Source organism: Thioclava sp. DLFJ4-1 (genome assembly GCF_002020145.1).
GTDB lineage: Bacteria > Pseudomonadota > Alphaproteobacteria > Rhodobacterales > Rhodobacteraceae > Thioclava > Thioclava sediminum.
Window position 1 is genome coordinate 304,394 of the sequence record NZ_MPZT01000001.1, and the last position, 24,099, is coordinate 328,492.

Below are 24,099 nucleotides of genomic sequence, written 5' to 3' on the forward strand. Positions count from 1 at the left end.
GTCTTACTCCGCGGCCTTTATGGCCCTGTTCTTGTCCGCCAGGAGGGGCAGCTGAACTTCGAACACTGCGCCCCCGCTTTCGGAATTATGGGCGGTCAGACGACCCCCGAAATCACTGATGATGGAGGATGAGATCGCGAGGCCCAGCCCCGTCCCTTCCCCCGGTTTCTTCGTGGTCCAGAACGGCTCGAACAGCTTGTCGAGATCCGAAATACCGGGACCGTTATCACGCACGCTCAGCACGGCCGTCTCACCCGAGGTAAGCAACAACTCCACTTGAGGTTCCTCAACCGACTTGGTGGCGTCGAGTGCATTTCGCAACAGGTTGATGATCACCTGCTCCAGCCGGATGCGGTCCGCCATGACCATAACAGGACTGCGCGGCATGGTGCGCGAAATATGCAATTTGCGAATTTTCAGCTGCGGCTCCATCATCGAGAGCGCCTCCGACAGAGCCACCCGCAGGTCCACCGGCTCGAAGGCCTCGCCGCCCTTGCGGGCATAGGATTTCAGCTGCCGCGTGATCGCGCCCATGCGGCCGATCAGGTCGTCGATGCGCTGGAAGGACGACAGCGCCTCCTCGACCCGGGCGCGCTGCAACAGCAGTTTCGCGCCTGCCAGATAGGTCTTCATCGCGGCCAAGGGCTGGTTCAATTCGTGGCTCACCGCCGCCGACATCTCCCCCAGAGCCGCGAGTTTCGAGCTTTGCGCGATGGTCTGCTCGGCCACGGCCAGATCCTGCTGCGCCTTCTCGCGCTCGGCGATCTCGCGGCTCAACCGGGTGTTGAGCTGGCGCAGCTCCGCCGATTCCGCGCGCAATTCCTGACTTTGCCGCCGCGCCCGCCGCGACAGCGCGTAGAAGACCAACGCCAGCAGGATCGCGAAGCCCATGATCTCGAGCGCGAGCACCGCATTCACCCGCTCGCGCACGGAATCGTAGCTGGTGAAGGCGATCATCTTCCAGCCGCGGAAGGGAATGCGCGCCTCGGTGCGCATCACCGCGCGACCCTTGAGATAGGCGTCCGGCGCGTCATTGGCCCAGTCCGCGGTCGCCTGCAGCGCGCGTTCGATCGCGGAGGGGGCAGACCGCGCGGCCAGCGCCTCCGACATCGTCACCCCGCGCCAGCGCGGCTCGGTCGTCAGGATGATCTTGCCTTCGCTGTCGACCACGGCCAGCGCATCGGAAATCCCGGCCCAAGCGCGTTCGAATTTCGACAGATCCGCCTCGACGACGATCACGCCGACTGGCTTGTTGTTCTGGATGACGGCCCGCGAATAATCGAACTCGGTGCCGCCCGCCTCGGGCTCGTTGAGCGAGAAGATCGTCCCGCGCGAGCGGGTCGCATCGACGAAGAAGGGCGCATTCGGGAAGGGCGTGCCGATCTGCGTGCGATTGGTCGACGCCACCACCCGGCCCTGCATATCCAACAGCCGGATCGAGGCCACAGCGACCTCTTTCTTGGCCGTGATCAGCTGCGCCGATGCGGTGGAATAATCCGTTGTATCAAGAGCTTGCGTTAGCTCCGGATCGCGCGCGAGCAACAGCGGCACAACCGATGTCCGCTGCAACTCCGACATGATGTTGCCGGTGTAAAGCGCAAGCCGCAGTTCGGTGCGCACGCGCGTCGTCTCGGTGAAACGCTGGGTCAGCCATTGGTTGGTGATCCACATCACCGCCCCCGCCAGCGCGAGGATCAGCACTACAGCGACGCGCAGCAACCAACGGGCGCGCGGCGAGCGCGCCATGACACCGAGCCCGCCCTCACCTTCGGGCGGCTCGTCAGGTAAAATCGTCGAACGTGTCTGCACGTGCGTCATGCGCGAAGTCTAAGCCAAGGCCCAGAGCGCAACAAGCGCGCGAGATCAGGCGGTTGCCAGCATCCCGCTCAACGCGCGGAAAAGCGCCGCCCCATCGGCGCCACCCTGCGCAGGTTCGATCGCGCGCTCGGGGTGAGGCATCATGCCCAGCACCCGGCGGTTCTCGCTCAGCACGCCCGCGATATCGTCGACGGAGCCGTTGGGGTTCTCGACGTAGCGGAACGCCACGCGGTCCTCGCCCTCGATGCGGGCAAGGCCTTCGGGGTCGATCTGGTAATTGCCGTCATGGTGGGCGACCGGGATCACGATCTCCTGCCCCGCCTCATAGCCCGAGGTATAGGCGCTGTCGGTCGTAGCGACGCGCAGAGCCAGCGGTTTCGAGACGAATTTCAGCCCTGCATTACGCATCAAGGCGCCCGGCAGCAGCCGCATCTCGGTGAGCACCTGAAAACCGTTGCAGATGCCGATGACATAGCCGCCCTTGCCTGCGAAATCGGCCACCGCCTGCCCGATGGGCGAGCGCGAGGCGATCGCGCCGCAGCGCAGATAATCGCCATAGGAGAACCCGCCCGGCACACCGATGATGTCGATGCCTTCGGGCAATGCGGTTTCCTTGTGCCAGACCTTGACGACATCCGCCCCGGCTGCCGCGAAGGCCATGCTCAGGTCGCGGTCGCAATTCGATCCGGGGAAGGTGATGACGGCGGCTTTCATGGGTGCAAACTCCTGGCCTTAAGGGTCGAACCTGTCGGGTAAGGCCTGTACGGCCTTCGGCTTGGTACAAATATCCCGGGGGGAATTGGCCGGCAGGCCAAGGGGGGCAGCGCCCCCACCCGACCCGGATCAGGCGATCTCGATGGTGTATTTCTCGATCACGGTATTGGCGAGGAGCTTCTCGCACATTTCCTTCACCTCGGCCTCGGCAGAGGCTGCATCAGTGGCGCTCAGGTCCAGTTCGATCACCTTCCCCTGACGCACGCCTTCGACGCCGCCGAACCCCATATGGCCCAATGCGTGACGGACGGCCTCGCCCTGCGGGTCGAGCACCCCATCCTTCAGCATGACATGAACGCGGGCTTTCATCACGAGCGGTCCTTTCAGTTGATCAGCGTCGGTTTGATCGGCTGGGTATTGGTCGGCAGCACGCCAAGGCGCTTGGCGACTTCGGTATAGGCATCGGTCAGGCTGCCCAGATCGCGGCGGAACACGTCCTTGTCGAGCTTCTGGCCCGTCTTGACGTCCCACAGGCGGCAGCTGTCGGGGCTGATCTCGTCAGCCACGATCAGGCGCATGAAATCGCCATCCCAGACGCGACCGATCTCGATCTTGAAATCGACCAGCTTGATGCCGACGCCGTAGAACACGCCGGTCAGGAAGTCGTTCACGCGCAGCGCAAGCGCCACGATGTCATCGAGGTCCTGCTGGCTCGCCCAACCGAAGGCGATGATATATTCCTCGGGCACGAGCGGATCGCCCAGCTCGTCGTTCTTGTAGCTGTATTCAACGATCGGACGCGGCAGCGGCGTGCCCTCTTCCATGCCCAGACGCTTCGCGATCGAACCGGCGGCGAAGTTGCGCACGATCACTTCGAGCGGCACGATCTCCACCTGACGGATCAACTGCTCGCGCATGTTGAGCCGTTTGATGAAGTGGTTCGGCACGCCGATATTGGTCAGGCCGGTCATGAAATACTCGGACAGGCGGTTGTTGAGCACGCCCTTGCCCTCGATCACGTCCTTCTTCTGCGCGTTGAAGGCGGTCGCGTCGTCCTTGAAATACTGGACCAGCGTTCCGGGCTCGGGGCCTTCATACAGAACCTTCGCCTTGCCTTCGTAGATCTTCTTGCGCCGGGGTGCCATCGCGTCTCCGTTCTCACTTGGCGCGGCGGTGCCAGGGCCTGCGCCGCATACCGTTGGGAATGCCGCGCCCGCCCCTGCGCGCCGTCCGCGAAAGGGTGTTGCCCGCCCTATAGGACAAGCCCGCGAGTCTCGCAAGGTAAAGCGCACGCCACTTCACGCAGATGCACAGCCCCGTCAAACCGGCCAAAACGCGGCCCTTTCCTCTTGCGGCGCACGCCGTGCATGTGCATATCGGAGGTAACGGAGACTTTACCGGGAGGGACGTGGGCCATGACCACCTTCGACGATCGCGAAAACGCCTATGAGAACAAGTTCGCGCATGATGCCGAGCTGCAGTTCAAGGCCGATGCCCGCTGCAACAAGATGCTGGGCCAATGGGCCGCTGAGCTTCTGGGCAAAACCGGCCCCGAGGCCGACGCCTATGTCCGCGAGGTCGTGACCTCCGATTTCGAGGAAGCGGGCCACGAAGACGTGTACCGCAAGCTCTCGGGCGATCTTGGCGACAAGGCCGATGAACAGACGATCCGCGCGAAGATGGCCGAATGCATGGCCGAGGCGCGCCGTCAGGTGGTCGACGAGGCCGAGTGAGCCCTCGCCGATGACGCAGATTGAAAGGCCGGATGCCAAGCGCGTCCGGCCTTTTGCATTTCAGTCCGAGATTGCAGCGCCTTCATCAAGAACATGAAGGAAACGAATTTGCCAATTCCCGCCTGTCATGGCAGGACAAACCCAACCGCCGCGCCCGACGCGGCCCTTTGCATTTGACGAGGCCCTTATGACCGCCCCGAAAACCGACGCGCTGAGCCGCCTTCTGGAAACCCGCGATTGGCTGATGGCCGATGGCGCGACCGGCACCAACCTGTTCAACATGGGGCTGGCCTCGGGCGATGCGCCGGAACTGTGGAATGCCGACGAGCCCGCGAAGATCGCGAAGCTTTATTCGCTGGCCGTCGAAGCGGGCTCGGACCTGTTTCTCACCAACAGCTTCGGCGGCAATGCCTCGCGGCTGAAACTGCACAATGCGCAGAACCGCGTGCGCGAGCTCAACCGCCTCGCCGCCGAGATCGGCCGCGACGTGGCCGACAAGCAGTCGCGTCCCGTGATCGTCGCGGGCTCGATGGGCCCGACCGGCGAGATTTTCGCGCCGATGGGCACGCTGACGCATGAGTTGGCGGTCGAGATGTTCCACGAACAGGCCGAGGGTCTGAAAGAGGGCGGCGCGGATATCCTCTGGGTCGAGACGATCTCGGCGCAGGAAGAATACAAGGCCGCCGCCGAAGCCTGCCATCTGGCGGGCATGCCTTGGTGCGGCACGATGAGCTTCGACACCGCAGGCCGCACGATGATGGGCCTGACCTCGCAGGCGATGGTCTCGATGGTCGAAAAGCTGGCTCATCCGCCGCTGGCCTTCGGCGCGAATTGCGGGGTCGGCGCATCGGACCTTCTGCGCACCGTGCTGGGCTTTGCCGCCACCGGGACCGAGCGCCCGATCATCGCCAAGGGCAATGCGGGTATCCCGAAATATGTCGACGGTCATATCCATTACGACGGCACGCCCGAACTGATGGCGGAATATGCGGTGATGGCGCGCGACTGCGGCGCGACGATCATCGGCGGCTGCTGCGGCACGATGGCCGAGCATCTGGTGGCGATGCGCGAGGCGCTGGAGACGCGTCCGCGCGGCGAGCGCCCGACGCTCGATCAGATTTCCTCGGTTCTGGGTGGGTTCTCGTCGGAGGATGACGGGCTGAGCGGCGATGCGCCCAAGCGCGAACGTCGGGGCCGTCGCCGCAGCTAAGCGCGGTTTGAGGGGCTCTGCCCCTCGGCCTTGCGGCCTCACCCCGGGATATTTGAACCAACACGAAGGAAGGGCCGGGGTTTCCCGGCGGATGGAGCATGCACGCGTCTCAGACGAGATCAGAACAGTTCGAGCTGATCGCCCGGCCGGGGCGGTACGCGGAACTGCGTCACGTCGAGATCGGGCAGATGACGCGAGAAGCCCAGCCGCTTGCAGCTCAGCTTGAACCGCTGCTGCAACAGCTCGGCCATCTCGCCCTCGCCCTTCATCCGCGCGCCGAAGCGCGGATCGTTGAGCTTGCCGCCCCGCATGTCGCGGATCCGGCCCAGCACCTTCTCGACCTTGCCGGGGTGATGCCGCTCCATCCAGTCGGCAAAAAGCGGCGCCACCTCATGCGGCAGCCGCACCGGCATCATCGAGGCGGCCTTGGCCCCTGCCCTGCGCGCCTCGGTCAGGATCGCCTCCAGCTCGTGATCGGTGAGCCCCGGGATCATCGGCGCGGCCATCACGCGGACCGGGATGCCGGCGCGCGACAATTCGCGGATCATGCGGATACGCGTCGGCGGGCTGGGTGCGCGCGGCTCCAGATCGCGGGCGAGTTTGGCGTCGAGCGTCGTGACCGACACACCGACCTGCGCCAATCCGGCCTCGGCCATCTGCGCGAGGATGTCGAGATCGCGCAGAATGGTCGAGCCACGGGTGACGATGGAGACCGGGTGGCGATAGGCCTGCAGCACTTCCAGCACGGCGCGCATGATCTCCATCTTGCGCTCGAGCGGCTGGTAGGGATCGGTATTCGTGCCGATGGCGAGCACGTTCGGACGGTAGCTTTTCTTGCGCAGCTCGTCTTCGAGTACTTGCGGCGCCTCCGGCCGTGCGATCAGCCGGGTCTCGAAATCCAAGCCCGCCGAGAGGCCGAGATAGCCGTGGCTGGGCCGCGCGAAGCAGTAGATGCAGCCATGCTCGCAGCCGCGATAGGGATTGAGCGAGCGCTCGAAGGGCACATCGGGCGACTGGTTGCGGGTGATGACGGAGCGCGGACGCTCCACCGAGACCTCGGTGCGGGTCAGGCGCTCCTCTTCGGGGATGTCCCAGCCGTCATGCTCGGGCGCACGGGCGAAGGGCTCGAACCGGCCCACGGGGCGCGCCGCAGCACCGCGCGCGCGCAGACGCTCGGACGGGGGCGCGGGGGGAAGATCGAATGGCAGACTCATGCCCGGAATTTAGAACGAAATGGGAACATTTGCCAAGTAGAGTCCGGATGCGGACCCACCAACACCATGCGAGGTCGGACAAAACACCGCGCATGTCGCAAATCGCCAAGACTTGACGGGGCCACGGCCTCACCACAGGGTAACACCGGCTAGCAGGAGACTATTGGACATGGCCGAAGACGACGACGATATCATCCTCTCGGAACTCGACGACGACGAGCTCACCGCGCAGATGATGGATGACCTCTATGACGGTCTCAAGGAAGAGATCGAAGAGGCTACCCACATCCTGCTCGATCGCGGCTGGACGCCGTATGACATCCTGACCAAGGCCCTCGTCGCGGGCATGACCATCGTGGGCAACGACTTCCGCGACGGTATCCTGTTCGTGCCGGAAGTGTTGCTGGCGGCGAATGCGATGAAGGGCGGCATGGCCATCCTCAAGCCGCTGCTGGTGGAAACCGGCGCGCCACGCATGGGCAAGATGGTCATCGGGACGGTGAAGGGCGATATCCACGATATCGGCAAGAACCTCGTTGCGATGATGATGGAAGGCGCAGGCTTCGAGATCGTCGATCTGGGCATCAACAACCCGGTCGAGAACTACCTCGAAGCGATCGCGCGCGAAGAGGCCGACATCCTCGGCATGTCCGCGCTGCTGACCACCACGATGCCCTATATGAAGGTCGTGATCGACACGATGAAGGAACAGGGCATCCGCGACGACTACATCGTTCTGGTGGGCGGTGCGCCGCTCAACGAGGAATTCGGCAAGGCGATCGGTGCCGACGCCTATTGCCGCGACGCCGCCGTGGCGGTGGAAACGGCGAAGGATTTCATCGCTCGCAAGCACAACCAGATGAGCGCCTGATCGCCGATTGCGCGCGCATCTAGGCTGATATGCATGGAGAAGGCCCCGATTTTTTCATCGGGGCCTTTTCATGTGCGCTTCCCCGCCCCATACTTGAAGAGAAGGGGGAAACGAGAAATGCCGCTGCCACATTTTCTGCTGCTGATCCTGTTTGTGATCGTTCTGGCGGGCTTGACGATCTGGGCCTTTGCCGCATCGGGCGTGCCGATGGCGATGCTCGGGCTGATGGTTCTCGTCGCAGCAGGCGTTGCCCGGATGATGGCACGGGTGGAATGACCGCCCAGAAAGCTGCCTCGCTTCCCGGCGACACGATCCTATCCGAAAATGGTTTAGCTCCCGAGGGCTCGGGGCGTCTTCTGCTGATCGCCTGCGGGGCGCTGGCGCGGGAGATTCTCGCGCTCAAGCGGATCAATGGCTGGGATCACATCGACCTGACCTGCCTGCCCGCCAATCTGCACCTATACCCCGAGAAGATCACCGCCGCCGTCGAAGAGGCGGTGCTGCGCTATCGCGACCAATATGACGATATCTTCGTGGTCTATGCCGATTGCGGCACGGGCGGGCAATTGTTGGAAAAGTGCAAGTCTTTGGGGGTCGAGATGGTCGAAGGCCCCCATTGTTATTCGTTTTTTGAAGGTAACGCGGCCTTTGCCGAAACCGCCGAGGACGAGATCACGGCCTTCTACCTCACCGATTTCCTGACCCGTCAGTTCGACGCTTTCGTCTGGAAGCCGATGGGCTTCGACCGTCACCCGGAGCTGATCCCGATGATGTTCGGCAATTACGACCGGCTGATCTATCAGGCCCAGACCGACGATCCCGCGCTCGACGCGAAGGCGCGTGAGGCCGCGGAGCGGCTCGGCCTGCGCTATGAGCGGCGTTTTACGGGCTATGGCGATCTGGCCACCAGTCTCGCCAAATTTGCCACGAAATCGGGCAATCCGGCTTAATCCTCTTTGAATTTTTCTTAAAACCCGACCCGCGGGGCTTGGCATCGCTACGTCACCCGGGTATTGGCTTCGCCAAATCTCACATCCCTCCGGCCCGCCCCTCCCCGGTCGCGGGCCTTTCTAATTGCAGGACAACCGTATGACCTTGTCGCAATGGCGCAGCCAGTGGACTGGCAACTACCGCGCTGACATTCTCTCCGGTCTCGTGGTGGCGCTCGCGCTGATCCCCGAGGCCATCGCTTTCTCGATCATCGCGGGCGTGGACCCGAAAGTGGGCCTCTACGCCTCCTTCATGATCGCCACGATCACCGCTTTCTTCGGCGGCCGCCCGGGTATGATCTCGGCCGCGACCGCCGCAACCGCCGTGCTAATGGGCACGCTGGTGCGCAGCTACGGGCTCGATTACCTGCTGGCCGCGACGGTGCTCGCGGGCGTGCTGCAGGTGATTGCCGGGGCGCTGAACCTCGGGACGGTGATGCGCTTCGTGTCGAAATCGGTGATGACGGGCTTCGTGAACGCGCTCGCCATCCTGATCTTCATGGCGCAATGGCCCGAGCTGAACCCGGCCAATGTGCCGGTCGTGGCGACCTATGCCCTGGTGGCACTTGGCCTTGCGATCATCTACCTGCTGCCGCGCTTCTTCCGCGCCATCCCCTCGCCGCTGATCGCGATCCTCGTTCTCAGCGCGGTCTCGATGGGGCTGGGGCTCAACGATGTGCACACGGTGTCCGACATGGGCGCCCTGCCCGATCAGCTGCCCTCGCTGCTGATCCCCAACGTGCCGTTCACCTTCGAGACGCTGCAGATCATCCTGCCCTATTCGGTGGGCGTGGCGGTCGTCGGCCTGCTGGAAAGCCTGATGACGCAGAACATCGTCGACGAGATGACCGACACGCGCTCGGACCGTCGTCAGGAATGCTTCGGTCAGGGCATCGCCAATTTCTGCACCGGCTTTATCGGAGGCATGGCGGGCTGCGCGATGATCGGCCAGTCGGTGATCAACGTGACCTCGGGCGGCCGCACGCGCCTGTCGACCCTCACCGCCGGGATCGCGCTTCTGATCTTCTGCGTGGTGCTGGGCGAATGGGTGGGCCGCATCCCGATGCCCGCGCTGGTGGCGATAATGATCATGGTGTCGATCGGCACGTTCAGCTGGGCCTCGCTGGGACAGCTGCGCACGATGCCGATGTCGTCCAACGTGGTGATGCTGGCCACCGTCGCTTTTGTCGTCGCAACGCATAACCTCGCGATCGGGGTTCTGGTGGGGGTGCTGCTCTCGGGGATCTTCTTCGCGGGCAAGATCGCGCGGATGACCGAGATCTCCTCGCGCTACAACGAGGCGCATCACCTGCGGACCTATTACATCAAGGGCCAGATCTTCTTCGCGACCGTGGAAGAGTTCAACCGCGCTTTCGACTTCCAGGAGAAGCTCGACCGCGTGGTGATCGACCTGACCCACGCCCATATCTGGGACATCTCTTCGGTCTCGGCGCTGGACCGGGCGGTGGGCAAGTTCCGGATGTCCGGCACGGATGTGAAGGTCGTGGGCATGAACCACGCGACCGAGACGATCATCGACAAGCTGTCGAATGGCGGTCAGGTCGCGGCGGGGCACTGAAGAGGTTGGAGGGGGCTCTGGCCCCCGTCGCCGGAGGGCGACATTCAACCAAGCCAGAGGGGGCTCTGCCCCCGCTTGCTGCGCAAGCCCCCCGGGATATTTTCACCAATACGAAGATGGGCGTGCCGGATGCGGCGCGCCCTTTTCTTTAGGCTTCCAGCTCGGTGTCCCAGTAGAGGAAGTCCATCCAGCTTTCATGCAGATAGCCCGGCGGGAAGCGCCGCCCGATGCGCAGCATATCCTCGGGCTGGGGCTGGCGCGCGGGCTTGAGAAGATGCATCCCCGAGCGCTCCAGCGGCTTGTTGGCCTTGCGCAGGTTGCACGGCGCGCAGGCGGCCACGACATTTTCCCAACTGGTGATTCCACCGCGCGAGCGCGGGATCACATGATCGAAGGTCAGATCGCCCCGCTTGCCGCAATACTGGCACTTGAATTCGTCCCTCAGAAAAAGATTGAAGCGCGTGAAAGCCACGCGCTTCTGGGGTCGGACATATTCTTTGAGGACGACGACGGAGGGGATTTTGAAGGCCTGCCTCTGGCTGCGCACCACCTCTTCGTATTCGGCGAGGATCGTCACCCTGTCGAGGAAGACCGCCTTTATCGCCTCCTGCCAAGGCCATAGCGACAGCGGGTAATAGGAGAGCGGCCGGAAATCGGCGTTGAGCACCAGTGCCGGGTGCTGTCTCAGCGCCGCCGGTTCGCGGGTGAATTGGGTTCGAAAATTCGTCCTGTCGCACTCGTCCAGCATGGGTGACTCCGTCCTCGCCCTGTCGCCTGCCTCGGCTCAGGGGCGGGGTCCGCCCCTGCCTTATCCATGACTATATATGGCGTTCGCGATCTGGCAAGCCTCTTGATCTCGCGATTGCTGCCATGCGGCATGGGTAGCAAACAGCCATGACAAAGAAATGACGCTACGCGAGCGTTTGGCAAGGTTGCAGGTGCCGCGGCGATCGGCGGCCGCGGGCATCTCAGCCCGGCAGTTTGTCTTGCAGGAAGGACAGCGCCACCGAGAGCCCGTCGGGCGCGATCCCGTGGCCGGTGCCCTTCATCACATGGGCATAGGTATCGAACCCCGCCGAGACCAGCGCATCGCCCGCCTTGCCCATATCGGCGAAGGGCACGACCGGATCCTGATCGCCATGGATCAGCAGAACCGGCGGTTTGGAGATCGCCTCAGTGCCCAAGGCTTCCGGGCGCAGAAGGCGTCCCGAGAAGGCCACCAGCCCCGCCACGGGCTCGGCCCGGCGCGGCAGCACTTCGAGCGCGGTCATCGTGCCTTGCGAGAAGCCGATCACGGCGAGCTGCGCGGGCGTCAGCCCCTGCTCTTCCAGCACGGAATCGAGGAAGGCATCCACGTCGGCTGCCGCGTCCTTGAGACCTTGAGCGGATTCCGCTTCGCTGGAATTGTCGATCCAGGGGATCGGGAACCATTGCCGGCCATAAGGGGCCGCGCGGCAGGGTTCGGGCGCGTCGGGCGCGAGAAACAGCGTGTCGGGCATGTGCTGGCCCAGCGGATCGGCGAGGCCCAGCAGGTCCGCCCCATCCGCGCCATAGCCATGCAGGAACACCACGGCGGATTTCACCGTTCCCGATTGCGGCTCTTTGCGTCCGGCTTCCAGCTTGCGGGTCATGGGGCAACTCCTTCACGATCTTTACAGGCCGCGTAATAGGCCCAGAGGCCGCGCGCCGCAACCGCGCGCCACGGCGACCAGACTGCCGACAGCTCATTGAATTGTTTGCGCTTCGGCCGCTCGGGCAAATCGAACAGCAGCCGCGCCCCTTCGGCCAGCGCCAGATCGTCCACCGCGAAGACATCGGCGCGGCCCAGAGCGAAGATGAGATACATCTCCACCGTCCAGCGCCCGATGCCGGGGATCGGCAGAAGCTGGGCGACCACCTCTTCGTCGGGCATCGCGCGCAGACCCTCGAAATCGACGCCGGAATTGGAGAGCGCCTGCAGGTAGCGCACCTTCTGGCGCGAGAGGCCACAGGCGCGCAGGTCCTCTTCCGAGGCGCCCGCGATAGAGACCGGATCGCCATAGCCCGCGCCGATCACCTTGTTGCGGATCGAATTGGCGGCCGCGACCGAGACCTGCTGGCCGATAATCGCGTCGCGCAGCGCCTCGAACCCGTCCTCGCGGCGGCGTAGAGGCCACGGCCCCGTCAGCGCGCAAACCTCGGCAAAACGCGGCTCTGTGCGGCAGAGAAATTCGGTGCCCTCGGCGATATCGTCTTCGCAGGTAATGATACGTCCAACCATGCGCGACACCCTGCCTCATGCCGCGCCCGCTTGCCAGCCCCCAATCGCCACGCTAGCAAGCTGTCATGAGTGACATGACCGCCCCACCCGCCTCTCGCGAAAAGCGCAATACGATCGTGCTGGTTCTGGCCCAGGCGCTTCTGGGCGCGCAGATGCCGATGATCTTCACGGTGGGCGGTCTTGCGGGCCAGATGCTCTCGCCCAATCCGTGCCTCGCGACGCTACCCCTGTCGCTGATCATTCTGGGCTCGGTCCTCTCGGCGCAGCCGATGTCGGAATTCATGGCCGCGAAAGGCCGCCGCGCGGGCTTCATCCTCGCCAATGCGATGGGTGCGCTGGGGGCTGCGACCGCGGCCTATGCGCTCTATCACGGGTCGTTTGCGCTGTTCATGCTGGGGTCGTTCTTCACCGGCACCTATATGTCGGCGCAGGGGTTCTACCGGTTCGCGGCGACCGATACCGCCAGCGCGGAGTTCCAGCCCAAGGCGATCTCCTATGTGATGGCGGGCGGGCTTGTGGCCGCGATCATCGGCCCACAGCTGGTGAAACTCACGAGCGAGGCGATGGTCGTGCCATTCATGGCGACGTACCTCGCGATCATCGGGATCAATGCGCTCGGGCCGATCCTGTTTTCCTTCCTCGACATCCCGGCTCCGGGGCGGCGCAAGAAGCACGAACATCACGAGGGCCGCACCCGGCGCGAGCTGCTGAAAGACCCGGTGATCCTCGTCGCGATGATCTGCGCCATGGTCTCTTATGCGCTGATGAACCTCGTGATGACTTCGACACCGCTGGCCGTGGTCGGCTGCGGGTTCGAGCAAGGCGACGCGGCCAATATCGTCTCGGCCCACGTGCTGGCGATGTATCTGCCGAGCTTCTTCACCGGCCACCTGATCGCGCGCTTCGGCAAAGAGGTGATCGTGGGCACCGGCCTCGTGATTCTCGCAGCCTCCGGCGCGGTGGCGCTGACCGGGGTCGATCTGGACCAGTTCTACATCGCCCTGATGCTGCTGGGGCTGGGCTGGAACTTCGGCTTCATCGGCGCGACCTCGATGCTCGCCTCCGCCCATAGCCCCGAAGAGCGCGGCCATGTGCAGGGGATGAACGATTTCGTCGTCTTCGGTGGCGTCTTCCTCGCCTCGCTCGCCTCGGGCGGGCTGATGAACTGCACCCAGAGCGGTAATGCCCAAGCGGGCTGGCAGGCGGTCAACCTCGCGATGATCCCCTTCCTGACGCTGGCGGGCGCCGCGCTGATCTGGCTGGTGCTGCGCCCGAAAGAGACCCGCTAAAGGGGGCGCCGCCCGCCCTTCGGCTTGGCGAAAATATCCCGGGGTGGGAATTCGCGACAGCGAAGGGAGGGGCAGCGCCCCTCCGACAACGGTTCAATTCAGAGTAAGGCTCAAGCCAGCTTGGCGATGCGCTCTTCGAGCACGTCGAAGGGCACGCCCGGCTCGTCCTTGGCGCAGCGGATCACCAGCGAGGTCTTCACGCTGGCGACATTCTCGGCGGCGGTGAGTTGGCCGGTCAGGAAACTCTGGAAGCTCGAGAGGTCCGGCGCCACGCATTTCAGCACGAAATCGATCTCGCCATTGAGCATGTGGCACTCGCGTACGAGCGGCCATTCGCGACAGCGCGACTCGAAGTTCGACAGATCCGCTTCGGCCTGGCTGTGCAGGCGCACCATCGCGAAGACCTGCACTTCGAATCCCAGCTCGCGCGGGTTCACATCGGCATGGTAGCCACGAATGTAGCCCGCCTCCTCGAGCGTGCGCACACGGCGCAGGCAGGGCGGGGCCGAAATGCCCACACGCTTGGCCAGTTCGACATTCGTCATCCGCCCGTCCGCCTGCAGTTCGGCAAGGATTTTGCGGTCGATGTCGTCGAGCCGGGAGGTGGGCATGTTGAAATAATCCTTCGTGGGTTGCGGCAGAACTTACCGCTGGAAGAGAGGATGCGCAATAATATTTCGCGGACCGCTCCGCAAGTGCTATTTGTCGCGGAAAGCGGGGGCTTTTCGGCGGGCCTCGCTCCGACTATATCCGTCGGGCAGAATTCCAAGGAGGCAGGCATGTCCGAGACGAAGAAAACCAAGGTTCTGATCATCGGCTCCGGCCCTGCGGGCTACACGGCGGCGGTCTACGCGTCGCGTGCGATGCTCGAGCCGGTTCTGGTGCAAGGCATGCAGCCGGGCGGCCAGCTGACCATCACGACCGAGGTCGAGAACTGGCCCGGCGAGAGCGAGATTCAGGGCCCCGACCTGATGGTGAAGATGGAAGAGCATGCCCGCGCGATGGGCACCGAGATCATCATGGACATGATCACCGAGCTCGACACCTCGAAGCGTCCCTTCGTGGCGAAAGGCGATTCGGGCACGACCTACGAGGCCGCGGCGGTGATCCTCGCCACCGGGGCGCAGGCGAAATGGCTTGGCCTGCCCTCGGAAGAGAAGTTCAAGGGCTTCGGCGTCTCGGCCTGCGCGACCTGTGACGGGTTCTTCTATCGCGGCAAGGAAGTCGTGGTGATCGGCGGCGGTAACACCGCCGTGGAAGAGGCGCTGTTTCTGACCAATTTCGCCTCCAAGGTGACACTGATCCACCGCCGCGACACGCTGCGCTCGGAGAAGATCCTGCAGGATCGCCTGTTCAAGAACCCCAAGATCGAAGTGGAGTGGAATCACACGGTCGAGGAAATCCTCGGCGACGAAAATCCGCTCGGCGTGACCGGTGTGCGGGTGAAATCCACCGCCGACGGGTCCGAGAAGGTCATCCCCTGCGACGGGTTCTTCGTGGCGATCGGGCACGCGCCCTCGTCCGAACTCGTGAAGGACAGCCTGAAGATGCAATCGGGCGGCTATGTCTGGGTGGAGCCGGGTTCGACCCGCACCTCGCAGCCGGGCATCTTCGCGGCGGGCGACCTGACCGATCACACCTATCGTCAGGCCGTCACCTCGGCGGGGATGGGCTGCATGGCCGCGCTCGACGCCGAGAAGTTCCTCGCCGAGCAGGGCGAGGCTGAGTGATCCCTTTCCACGGCACGGTCTGGCGGATCCTCTCCGCCGACCGTGCCGACGAGGCTTGCGAACCGGCCCGCCATCCGGAGGGCCGGTTTCATCATTCCGGGCAGGTGGCGCTCTATGCCTCGCTGAGTGCCGAGGGGGCTGCCGTGGCGCTCCGGCGCTATGTGCGGACCGCTGACCCGCCGCGGGTGATCGTGCCGCTGGAGATCATGACAGAGGCGATGGACGACCTGCGCGGCACGCCCGATCAGGCGGCGGCGTCTGTGGTCTGGCAAGATGGGAGAGCGAGCGGCGCGCCCTCGCCCACTTGGCGCTTCTCGGATCGGGCACGCGAAGGTGGCGCACAGGGGCTGCTCTACGCCTCGCGCTCGCGTCCTGATCTGAGCCATCTGGTGCTCTTCGAGGTCTCGCCCGCAACAGTGCGGCAGGCGGGCCCTGCGCAACCATGGCACCCGCCCTACCCGATCCCGTCTACGTGAGACGTCATTGCACCGTTGCGCGTCTCCTCTAGGGTGAAGACCATCAGGAGGAAGCCGCTCATGCGCTGGCGCGGGATCAATCACGTCGAATTCTCGGTGCTCGACTATGACAAGTCGATCGCCTTCTACGATGCGATGTTCGGATGGCTTGGGTATAAGAGCTTCTGGACGCTCGATATCGGCTATCGCTCCACCTATTACATGGCGCGCTTCCCGATGCCGCATTCCTATATCGGCATCCAGCCTGCGCGCTCGGGCGAGAAGCTGGACCGCGAGGCGCGGGCCGTGGGCATCCACCACATCGCGCTCTGGGCGAAATCACGCGCCGAGGTGGATGCGTTTCACCGCGACTTCCTGATCCCGCGAGGGCTGTCGGTAACGGACGCCCCGCAGGAATATCCCGTTTATGCGCCGGGCTATTACGCGGTGTTCTTCGATGATCCGATCAACGGCATTCACTGGGAACTGGCGCATATCCCGCGCATTCCGGGCCTTGGTGCGATCGCTAGGTTCCGCGCGGCCTTGAGAGCCGCGCAGAAAGAGCATCCGGAATGGGACGGCCCGCCCGAGAAGATCGCGTTTCGCGACTTGCCCGGGCGGCGCTGATCCTCGGCGCTGATTACGCCAGATGGCCGAGGAAGGCGTCGATTTCCTCGGGCGTGGTGGCCCAGGAACAGACCAGTCGCGCGGCCAGAAGCTCGTCTTCAGGGCCTTCCAGCGACTGGTCGAACGGCCAGAGGTAGTAATAGGCCCCCGCCGCATTCGCGCGCTTATGCGCCCCGCGCGGCAGGGCGGCGAAGACCGCGTTGGCCTGCGTCGGATGGATCAGTTTCGCGCCCTCGATCTGGCCGATGCCTTCCGAGAGTTTGCGTGCCATTTCATTGGCATGGCGCGCGGTCTTCAACCACAGATCGTCGGCCAGATAGGCCTGCATCTGGGCCGCGAGGAAGCGGTGCTTCGAGAAGAGATGGCCGCCACGCTTGCGGCGCAGCTCGAATTCCCAGGCGCGTTTGGGGTCAAAAATCACCACCGCTTCGACGCCCATGCAGCCGTTCTTCGTGCCGCCGAAGCTAAGCACGTCGACGCCCGCCTTCCACGTCATCTCTGCCGGGGTGCAGCCCGCGGACACCAGCGCATTGGCGAAGCGCGCGCCGTCCATATGCACGGGCAGATGGAAGCGGCGAGCGACATCGGTCAGCGCTTTGACGTCCTCGGGCGAATAGACCGCGCCCGCCTCGGTCGAGTTGGTGATCGAGACCATGCCGCGCTGGACATTATGGATGCCACCCCGCCCGGTATGGGCGATGGTGCGCGCGAGCGCGTCGGGGTCCATCTTGGCATCCGGCCCGTCGACCAGAACCAGTTTCGAGCCGCCGGTGTAGAATTCGGGCGCGCCGCATTCGTCTTCTTCGATATGGGCGTTGCGATGGCAGAAGATCGCGCCCCAGGGCTGGGTCAGCACTGCGCAGGAGAGCGCATTGGCCGCCGTCCCGGTCGCGACGAGATAGACACGCGCTTCGGGCGCCTCGAAAATCTCGCGGATCTTCGCCTGCACGCCTTCGGTGATCGGGTCGTCGCCATAGGAATGCACATGCCCCTCATTCGCGGCCATCAGGCCCTCGAGAATGGCGGGATGGGCGCCGGACGTGTTGTCGGAGGCAAAATTCATGAGAGATCCTCGATCGTGTATTCGTCCCATTCTTCTTCGGGCACTTCGAATTCGGGCACGGTCCAGCCGCGCACGCTTTCTCCGGCCTCATGGACCGTCTCGCGCGAGCCCGAGATCAGGTAGTGCCAGTCATGGAGCGGCTTGTCTTCGAAGCGCAACCGATAGGCGCAGGTCGCGGGCATCCAATAGGCGATCTTGTGGATCGTCTTCGGGCTGAGCGTGACGCATTCTGGGACGAACTGGTGGCGAATGTCATATTGCGTGCAGCTGCAGCTCTCGCCATCGAGCAGCCTGCAGGCGACGCGGGTGAAGACGACCTCGCCCGTATCCTCGTATTCGAGCTTGTTCAGGCAGCATTTGCCGCAGCCATCGCACAGCGCCTCCCATTCGGGGGCGGTGAGCTTTTTCAGCGGCAGTTTCCAGAACTCGGGGCGCAGTTTGGTCATGGCGCGGAAAATGGGGCAGCGGCGGGGAAATGGAAAGGGCAGATCGGCGGATCGTGAGCGGATCTGCGATTTGGACATGGCGGGACGGGCAGACCGACGACTTTTGGCGCGGGGCGACCAGCCCCGGGCCGCGCCCGACCTCCGCCCGGGAGGGCGCATTGGCGATGGTGTCGCGGGTTCAAGCGTCATCCGGGCTTGCGAGATAAAGCGCCCAGCCACTGACGACATAAAGCGCCCACCCGAGGTCGGGCGCGACCCTCAGCGCTCGGCCAGTATCTCCCGCGCGCGGGCGCAATCGGCATCCATCTGCGCGACCAGCGCCTCTACGCCGTCGAACTTCATCTCGGGGCGCAGGAATTCGACCAGCGCGACCGAGACATGCTCGTCGTAGAGATCGCCTTTGAAATCGAAGACATAGGTTTCGAGGTTCGGGGTATTCTCACCGAACATCGGGCGCACGCCGAGGCTCGCAGCCCCGGTATAGCTGCCCTTATGCGGCCCGGTCAGCACGTCGAACTTTACCGCATAGACGCCGAGCTTGGGCAGATGCAGCCCGGCCATCGACATATTCGCGGTCGGATAGCCCAGATCGCGGCCGCGCTTGTCGCCATGCAGCACCGCGCCCTCGATCCGGTGCAGGTGGCCCAGCATAGCGGCGGCATCTTCGGGGCGGCCTTCGGCCAATGCGGTGCGGATCGCGGTCGAGGACGCCTCCACCCCCTCGACATGCAGAAGCGGTGCGACGGTGACCTCGAAGCCGTATTTCGCGCCGAGCTCCGTCAGCATGGCCGTGTCGCCCTCGCGCCCCTTACCGAAGCGGAAATCACCGCCCACGGCGACGTGGGTCACGCCCAGACCTTCGGCGAGCACTTCGCGCGCGAAAGCGTCGGCGCTCATATCGGCCAGCTCTTCGTTGAAGGGCAGCTCATAGAGCCGCTCGACCCCGAGCTTGGCGAGCCGGTTGGCCCGCGCCTCGGGGTTCATCAGCCGGAACGGCGGCAGGGTCTTGCCTGCCCGGGCTGCGAAGAATTCACGGGGATGGGGCTCGAAGGTGATGACGCCCAGCGGCGCATCTTTCCCGCGTGCCTGATCGATCACCGATTGATGGCCGAGATGGATGCCGTCGAAATTGCCCATCGCGACGGAGGCCCCGCGCGCGGATTTCTCCAGCGATTTCCAAGTGGTCAAGCGTTTCATCCACCCCGCCCTCCGGCGAGGTCGCCGGGTCAGTCGAACTTGCGCGAGGGCGCCAGAACCAGCGCCTCGCCTTTCACGACCACCGTATCGCCCACCGCGCAGTGGGTTTCAAGCGTGACACGGCGACGCGAATGATCGATCGCCGTCACCTTCACCTCGGCATAGACCACATCGCCGGGGCGCACGGGGGCCATGAATTTGAGCGACTGGCCCAGATAGACCGTGCCATGACCGGGAAGCTGCTCGCCGATCACCGCCGAGATCAGGCCCGCGGTCAGCATGCCATGCGCGATTCGACCCTCGAAAATGGTGTCTTGCGCATAGGCGTCGTCCAGATGGACCGGGTTATGGTCGGTGGAGACCTCCGCGAACATCTCGATGTCGCGGTCGGTGACCTCCTTGCGGAGGTAGCGCACCATGCCGATTTCCAGATCTTCGATGCAGATCGTGCCACGGGGCAGGTTGTCGAGCATATCCATAGGTCCCAGCCGGAAGTTTATGTTGCACTGCGGCATAGCACATGCGGCAGAGCACAGGCAAGGTGCCTGCGCAACTTTTTTACCCTACCGCGACAAAAGGCGCAACAAAGTTACCGCCTGAATTTTACACTCCACTCAGGTCAGATGACCCATCGTGTAGAGCGGGTCGCGCTGACGCGCCTCCAGCCAGGTGCGCAGCAATTCGGGATCGGGGTTCTGCGGATCGGCCCCGAACTGATCATGCGCCAGACCGCTGGAGATGAAGAGGCAGTCGATCCCCTCCCCCGCAGCGCCGGCCACATCGGTATTGATCCCGTCGCCGATGGCGAGGATGCGCGCATCCTCCGCGCCGCCCAGACGGCTCAGCTTGCGCCGCGCGAGATCGTAGATCGGCGGATGAGGTTTGCCGAAATACATCGCCTCGCCGCCCATTTCCTCATAAAGCGCAGCCAGCGCGCCGGCGCAGTAGATGCGCTTGTCGCCCAGATCGACGACAATATCGGGGTTTGCACAAAGCATCGGCAGCTCACGCATCTTCGCGAGCAGGAACTTCGGGCGGTAATCCTCGGGGACTTCATTCACCTCGTCGAAGGGGCCGGTGCAGACGATACCCTCGGCCTCGTCGAAATCGACACGGGTGATCTCGGCCTGCCCCTGCCATTCTTCCGGCACTTCGGTGAAGAACCCGTCATCCTTGGACGGGCCCAGATGCCAGACGTTCTTGCCCACGGCGCCCGCGAACATCGCATCCTGCGCGGCATCGCCGGAGGAGACGACGAGGTCATAGGCGTCACGCGGACAACCCAGCTTGTCGAGCGACTCCATCACGAATTTCGCGGGCCGCGGAGCATTGGTCAGAAGCACGACCTTGCCGCCCTTCGCACGATAGGCCTGTAGCGCCTCGACTGCCGCGGGAAACGCCTTAACCCCGTTATGCAGGCAGCCCCAGAGGTCGCAAAACAGCGCGTCATAGGGGGCGGAAATCTCGGACAGCGAAGAGATGATGCGGGTCATGGCGGCCTTTCGTCAGCAGGGTTTGGCGCGGTCAGAACCCCCGCAGGCGGGGGCCGCGCGCTTACCGAAGCTATATGGCACGGGCGTGACCGAAGGCAAAGCGGTGGGCCGCTCAGTCCTCCTCCGTCGCGGCCCCGTAACCGTAGCCATAGGCGTAGCCGTATTCGGGGGCGGCGAAGCGGAATTTGTTGACCACGACGCCCATGACATTGGTGCGTTCGGCCAGCTCACGCTCGCAGATGTCGATTTCCTGAATCGTGGTCTCTTCGGTCGCGGCGATGATCAGCACGCAATCGACATGGGCGGCGAGCGAGAGCGTATCGTCGCTGACCAGCACAGGCGCGGTGTCGAAGATCATCAGGTCGGGCGCGTAGATCGTCTCGATCCGTTCCAGCGCCTCAGCGGCGCGGCGCGACTGGATCAACTCGGCCGGGGTCTCCACCGGCTTGCTATTCGCTCCAATGGCGAGGTTGCCGCCCAGCCGCAACGCGTGATCGGCAAACTCGGCCGTGCCTGCGAGCACTTCGGAGATCTGCGGCCCGCGCGGCGCGTCGAGCAGCTTCAACAGCGAGGGTTTGCGGAAATCGGCCTCGATGAGCAGCGTGTGACGCTCTTGCTGTCGCGCGAGGCTCAGCGCGAGATTGAGCGCGACGGTCGATTTCCCGCAGCCCGCCGAGGGCGAGGTAATCGCCAGCCGCCGCCAGCCATTGGCCCGCATCTGCTGCACGATCTTGGTGCGCATCAGGTCGATCGGGGCGCTCTCGGCGCTGCCATCCGGGCTGACGATGCGCTTGCCGCGCAGCCGGCCCAAATTCGGGGCGATCGGCGTCAAAGCCTGCCACGCGCCCGCCGTGATACCGTCGACGCCGGGAGAGACCTGCGCCCGGACCGAAGGCTCGGAGGCTGCGCGGCCCGTGCGGGCGGCGCGGGCCTTGGCAATCGCGTCTCGCAATCTTTCCGCCATCTCTCGCCTCCTTGCCTCAGAACAGCCGGTCGAGCGGCATGTAGAACGCGCCGAACAGCACCAGCACGGCGACAAAAGCCGCACCGACCATGGAGCCGGAGACCAGCACCTTACGACGACGGCGGCGCATATCTTCGGGCGTGCTCAGATAGGGCAGCGTCGCGAAAGCCGAGATCCCCAGATGGCGCTGGAGGTCTTCGGGGCGGCGGATGCCGGTGCTGAGCAATTCGCGTAGCGCAATCGCCACGAGACCAAGCAAAAGCCCCACCCCGACGCCTGCCAGCGCGAGCGTCTTGCGATTGGGCTTCACCGGCTCGCCCGGCGCGACCGCTTGATCGATCACGGTCAGCTTCTCGCCCTTGGCCAGCGACTCGATCGTATCGCCCGTCTCAGCCACGGCGCGCGCTTTCACGGCGCTGTCGTATTGATCGGCGAGATTGTCGTGATCGCGGCGCAGCGCCTCGAGCGCCGATGCGTTGGCGGGCACTTTCGCAATCGCCTCGCGGAGTTGCGCGATTTTCAGATCGGCGGCATCGCCTGCGGCCTGCGCGACGAAAAGCGTATCGGTCAATTCGCGCAGACGGCTCTCGAAGGCGGATTTGGCTTTTGGCAGCGGCAGTTCCACCTGCTGCGACAATTCCTGAATCTGCGCGCCCAGCGCCGCGAGGCGTGCGTCATCGGCGGGCAGTAGCGGTTTGAGCGCGTCTCGCTGCGCCTCGAGCCGGGCCAGTTCACGCGCCGCGGGCGGATAGATCGCGTCGCGGTCGACCACACGCCCCGCCGCTTCGCGCAGCCGCACCAGCCGGTCGATCTCCGTCTCGGTCTCGTTCACATGCGCAAGACGGCTCTCCGCACCCGCCTGCACTGCGGCGAGACGGTCGCGTAGCAGCGGCAGTTCTTCGGGCAGCGCGTCGCCGTTCTCCTGCTTGAACTGCAACATCGCGCTGGAGGATTTCGCCAGTTCGCCTTCCAGCCGATCCACCTCGCGCGAGAAGAAATCGAGCGTGTCGCGTGCGGCCTTGGTGCGGATATCGCTATCTTCCTTGAGGATGCGCGTCACCAGCTCGTTCGCGACCCGCGCAGCGCGAGCCGGGGCGCCTGCGCGGAAGGACACCGTCATGAAGGTCGCGTCTTTCGGGGCGGAGCGCGACTTGCTCTGCTCGGAGATCTCGATCTCGACCGAGTTCTGCAGCGCCTCGAAAACCGCATCGGCATTGCGCGCGCCGGACTCGGTGCGCAGGTCAGGGAAAAGCGCCATCCGCCGCGCCATGTCGAGCAGGCTTTCGCGCGAGAGCACCCGCTTGCGGATCACCTGCAGCTTGGCATTGGTGTCGGTGCGCACGGTCGAGGCTGCCAGACCGTCCGGGATGCGGTCCCCTTCGACGACGAGAAGCGCCTTGGCCTCGTAGATCGGCGTGATCATCCGCCCCGCCGCCAGACCGACAAGCGCGCCCAGCAACACCGCCAGCAAAAGCCAGTGGATCCGCCGGGCGAACAAAGCAGCGTAGAAGCGGAGCTCCCGCATCAGCGCCCTCCCCTGTGGAGGAAGGCGGGCGCGGCCTCAGCGGATGCTGCAGCGGTTGGCGCGGGGGCGATCACGCGCGGCTTGGCGCGCTGGGTCTCGACCGGCAGATAGAAGACGTTGTCCTCGATCACCTTGTCGATGATCTCGCCGGTTACCGTATGGGAGCGCGCCGAATAGGCATAGACCATGCCCAGATCGGCCAGCTGGTTCATCAGCCGCGGAAGGCCACCGCAATGGGCGTGCAGTTTCTGCGCGGCCTCGGGGGTGAAGATTTCGCGCGTCGCGCCTGCGACCTGCAGGCGATGGGCGATATAGGGCTGCGCGCAATCGGCGGGCATCGGCCCGAGATGGAAGCCGGAAGACACACGCTGCGCGAACTGGCGCAGCTCTGGCCGTGCGATCAGGTCGCGCAGTTCCGGCTGCCCCATCAGGATCAGCTGCACCAGCTCGTCCTTGTCCGCGTTGATATTGGTGATCATGCGCAACTCTTCGAGCACGCCCGTATCGAGGTTCTGCGCTTCGTCGATCACCACCACCACACGCCGCCCGGCGGCATATTCCTGGATCAGAAGCTGCTGGAACCGGTCGTAGATCAGGACGTAATCCTCGCCCGCCTCCACCCGCTGGCCGAGCGAGAGCATGATCCAGCGGATCACGTCGTCGCGCGAACCCCGCGCGTTCGACACGAGCGCAATCGTCACATCGTCGGAAATCGTCGCCATCAGGTGACGCAGCAGCGTCGTCTTGCCCGCCCCCACCTCGCCGGTGATCAGCGTGATCGGCGCGCGCGAGAACAGCCCGTATTCGAGCATGGTCGCCGCGTGCTTGTGCTCTGGAGACCAGAACAGGAAATCGGGATCGGGCAGCAACGAAAAAGGACGCTCTGCCAACCCGAAGAATTCGGTGTAGATTTCGTTCATGC

Annotated in this window: 27 protein-coding genes; 10 read left to right on the forward strand and 17 right to left on the reverse strand. The window is 64.4% G+C overall.

Annotated elements, in window-relative coordinates; genetic code table 11:
- Positions 1–3: 3 nt before the first annotated feature.
- The 4 genes from BMI85_RS01430 to purC form a co-directional block, all read right to left on the reverse strand.
- Positions 4–1,746: an ATP-binding protein gene (locus BMI85_RS01430; protein WP_078539471.1), complete on the reverse strand. Its 1,743-nt coding sequence runs from the start codon at positions 1,744–1,746 to the stop codon at positions 4–6.
- 117 nt (positions 1,747–1,863) lie between these two features.
- A complete protein-coding gene (purQ, locus tag BMI85_RS01435; RefSeq protein ID WP_078546713.1) occupies positions 1,864–2,532 on the reverse strand; it encodes a phosphoribosylformylglycinamidine synthase subunit PurQ in 669 nt (222 codons plus the stop codon).
- Between the two features lie 129 nt (positions 2,533–2,661).
- Positions 2,662–2,901, reverse strand: a complete 240-nt coding sequence (gene purS, locus BMI85_RS01440) for a phosphoribosylformylglycinamidine synthase subunit PurS (protein WP_078539473.1) — start codon at positions 2,899–2,901, stop codon at positions 2,662–2,664.
- 14 nt (positions 2,902–2,915) lie between these two features.
- A complete protein-coding gene (gene purC / locus BMI85_RS01445) occupies positions 2,916–3,677 on the reverse strand; it encodes a phosphoribosylaminoimidazolesuccinocarboxamide synthase (RefSeq protein WP_078539474.1) in 762 nt (253 codons plus the stop codon).
- 270 nt (positions 3,678–3,947) lie between these two features.
- Here purC and BMI85_RS01450 point away from each other — a divergent pair, with 270 nt between their 5' ends.
- Together BMI85_RS01450 and bmt are read left to right on the forward strand one after the other, a co-directional pair.
- Positions 3,948–4,265, forward strand: a complete 318-nt coding sequence (locus BMI85_RS01450) for a DUF1476 domain-containing protein (protein ID WP_078519365.1) — start codon at positions 3,948–3,950, stop codon at positions 4,263–4,265.
- A 187-nt stretch (positions 4,266–4,452) separates the two neighbouring features.
- Positions 4,453–5,475, forward strand: a complete 1,023-nt coding sequence (gene bmt, locus BMI85_RS01455; protein WP_078519366.1) for a betaine--homocysteine S-methyltransferase — start codon at positions 4,453–4,455, stop codon at positions 5,473–5,475.
- A 119-nt stretch (positions 5,476–5,594) separates the two neighbouring features.
- On the opposite strand, the gene BMI85_RS01460 is transcribed toward bmt, so the two are convergent.
- Positions 5,595–6,689 (reverse strand): PA0069 family radical SAM protein, encoded by a 1,095-nt coding sequence (locus tag BMI85_RS01460; protein ID WP_078599259.1) that lies wholly within the window; start codon positions 6,687–6,689, stop codon positions 5,595–5,597.
- Between the two features lie 169 nt (positions 6,690–6,858).
- Between BMI85_RS01460 and BMI85_RS01465 the strand changes: the two genes are divergently transcribed.
- From BMI85_RS01465 to BMI85_RS01475, 4 genes are all read left to right on the forward strand, one after another.
- Positions 6,859–7,560: a B12-binding domain-containing protein gene (locus tag BMI85_RS01465; protein WP_078599260.1), complete on the forward strand. Its 702-nt coding sequence runs from the start codon at positions 6,859–6,861 to the stop codon at positions 7,558–7,560.
- 117 nt (positions 7,561–7,677) lie between these two features.
- Positions 7,678–7,836: a hypothetical protein gene (locus BMI85_RS21290; RefSeq protein ID WP_165756922.1), complete on the forward strand. Its 159-nt coding sequence runs from the start codon at positions 7,678–7,680 to the stop codon at positions 7,834–7,836.
- On the forward strand, positions 7,833–8,510 hold the full coding sequence (locus BMI85_RS01470; RefSeq protein WP_078599261.1) for a DUF1638 domain-containing protein: 678 nt from the start codon (positions 7,833–7,835) through the stop codon (positions 8,508–8,510). Before BMI85_RS21290 ends, BMI85_RS01470 begins: the two co-directional genes overlap by 4 nt.
- Positions 8,511–8,649: 139 nt before the next feature.
- Positions 8,650–10,128: a SulP family inorganic anion transporter gene (locus BMI85_RS01475; RefSeq protein WP_078539480.1), complete on the forward strand. Its 1,479-nt coding sequence runs from the start codon at positions 8,650–8,652 to the stop codon at positions 10,126–10,128.
- Between the two features lie 148 nt (positions 10,129–10,276).
- On the opposite strand, the gene BMI85_RS01480 is transcribed toward BMI85_RS01475, so the two are convergent.
- The 3 genes from BMI85_RS01480 to BMI85_RS01490 all read right to left on the reverse strand — a co-directional run bounded on the left by BMI85_RS01480 (position 10,277) and on the right by BMI85_RS01490 (position 12,388).
- Positions 10,277–10,876 (reverse strand): HNH endonuclease, encoded by a 600-nt coding sequence (locus BMI85_RS01480; RefSeq protein WP_078519371.1) that lies wholly within the window; start codon positions 10,874–10,876, stop codon positions 10,277–10,279.
- A 220-nt stretch (positions 10,877–11,096) separates the two neighbouring features.
- Positions 11,097–11,759 carry an alpha/beta fold hydrolase gene (locus BMI85_RS01485; RefSeq protein WP_078599262.1) on the reverse strand — a complete coding sequence of 221 codons (663 nt, stop codon included), beginning with the start codon at positions 11,757–11,759 and terminating at the stop codon, positions 11,097–11,099.
- On the reverse strand, positions 11,756–12,388 hold the full coding sequence (locus BMI85_RS01490; protein ID WP_078599263.1) for a DNA-3-methyladenine glycosylase: 633 nt from the start codon (positions 12,386–12,388) through the stop codon (positions 11,756–11,758). Before BMI85_RS01490 ends, BMI85_RS01485 begins: the two co-directional genes overlap by 4 nt.
- Before the next feature lie 65 nt (positions 12,389–12,453).
- On the opposite strand from BMI85_RS01490, the gene BMI85_RS01495 reads away from it, so the two are divergent.
- Positions 12,454–13,677, forward strand: coding sequence for an MFS transporter (locus BMI85_RS01495; protein WP_246832464.1), 1,224 nt, complete (start codon positions 12,454–12,456; stop codon positions 13,675–13,677).
- Positions 13,678–13,787: 110 nt separating this feature from the next.
- Here the strand turns inward: BMI85_RS01495 and BMI85_RS01500 are convergent, their stop codons facing one another.
- Complete coding sequence (locus BMI85_RS01500; RefSeq protein WP_078519374.1) at positions 13,788–14,288, reverse strand: Lrp/AsnC family transcriptional regulator; 501 nt, start codon at positions 14,286–14,288, stop codon at positions 13,788–13,790.
- Between the two features lie 168 nt (positions 14,289–14,456).
- On the opposite strand from BMI85_RS01500, the gene trxB reads away from it, so the two are divergent.
- Genes trxB through BMI85_RS01515 form a run of 3 tightly spaced genes read left to right on the forward strand, consistent with a single transcriptional unit; the run spans position 14,457 to position 16,489 of the window.
- A complete protein-coding gene (trxB, locus tag BMI85_RS01505; RefSeq protein WP_078519375.1) occupies positions 14,457–15,407 on the forward strand; it encodes a thioredoxin-disulfide reductase in 951 nt (316 codons plus the stop codon).
- The gene (locus BMI85_RS01510) at positions 15,404–15,883 is read left to right on the forward strand and encodes an RES family NAD+ phosphorylase (protein WP_078599265.1); all 480 of its coding nucleotides are present in this window, start codon (positions 15,404–15,406) and stop codon (positions 15,881–15,883) included. The genes trxB and BMI85_RS01510 overlap by 4 nt, the downstream gene beginning before the upstream one ends.
- Before the next feature lie 60 nt (positions 15,884–15,943).
- Complete coding sequence (locus BMI85_RS01515) at positions 15,944–16,489, forward strand: VOC family protein (RefSeq protein WP_078599266.1); 546 nt, start codon at positions 15,944–15,946, stop codon at positions 16,487–16,489.
- Positions 16,490–16,502: 13 nt separating this feature from the next.
- Here BMI85_RS01515 and BMI85_RS01520 read toward each other — a convergent pair whose 3' ends face one another.
- From BMI85_RS01520 to BMI85_RS01555, 8 genes are all read right to left on the reverse strand, one after another.
- The gene (locus BMI85_RS01520; protein WP_078539487.1) at positions 16,503–17,552 is read right to left on the reverse strand and encodes a low specificity L-threonine aldolase; all 1,050 of its coding nucleotides are present in this window, start codon (positions 17,550–17,552) and stop codon (positions 16,503–16,505) included.
- Positions 17,549–17,998 carry a YcgN family cysteine cluster protein gene (locus BMI85_RS01525; RefSeq protein ID WP_078599267.1) on the reverse strand — a complete coding sequence of 150 codons (450 nt, stop codon included), beginning with the start codon at positions 17,996–17,998 and terminating at the stop codon, positions 17,549–17,551. The genes BMI85_RS01520 and BMI85_RS01525 overlap by 4 nt, the downstream gene beginning before the upstream one ends.
- A 258-nt stretch (positions 17,999–18,256) precedes the next feature.
- A complete protein-coding gene (locus BMI85_RS01530) occupies positions 18,257–19,195 on the reverse strand; it encodes a bifunctional riboflavin kinase/FAD synthetase (protein ID WP_078599268.1) in 939 nt (312 codons plus the stop codon).
- 29 nt (positions 19,196–19,224) lie between these two features.
- Complete coding sequence (locus BMI85_RS01535; RefSeq protein ID WP_075774735.1) at positions 19,225–19,668, reverse strand: MaoC family dehydratase; 444 nt, start codon at positions 19,666–19,668, stop codon at positions 19,225–19,227.
- 141 nt (positions 19,669–19,809) lie between these two features.
- A complete protein-coding gene (locus tag BMI85_RS01540; protein ID WP_078599269.1) occupies positions 19,810–20,688 on the reverse strand; it encodes a TIGR01459 family HAD-type hydrolase in 879 nt (292 codons plus the stop codon).
- A 112-nt stretch (positions 20,689–20,800) separates the two neighbouring features.
- The gene (locus BMI85_RS01545) at positions 20,801–21,652 is read right to left on the reverse strand and encodes a CpsD/CapB family tyrosine-protein kinase (protein ID WP_078599270.1); all 852 of its coding nucleotides are present in this window, start codon (positions 21,650–21,652) and stop codon (positions 20,801–20,803) included.
- 16 nt (positions 21,653–21,668) lie between these two features.
- On the reverse strand, positions 21,669–23,177 hold the full coding sequence (locus tag BMI85_RS01550; protein WP_078599271.1) for a hypothetical protein: 1,509 nt from the start codon (positions 23,175–23,177) through the stop codon (positions 21,669–21,671).
- Entirely contained in the window at positions 23,177–24,097 is a 921-nt protein-coding gene (locus tag BMI85_RS01555; protein WP_078599272.1) for an AAA family ATPase, read from the reverse strand. Before BMI85_RS01555 ends, BMI85_RS01550 begins: the two co-directional genes overlap by 1 nt.
- Between the last annotated feature and the right edge of the window lie 2 nt (positions 24,098–24,099).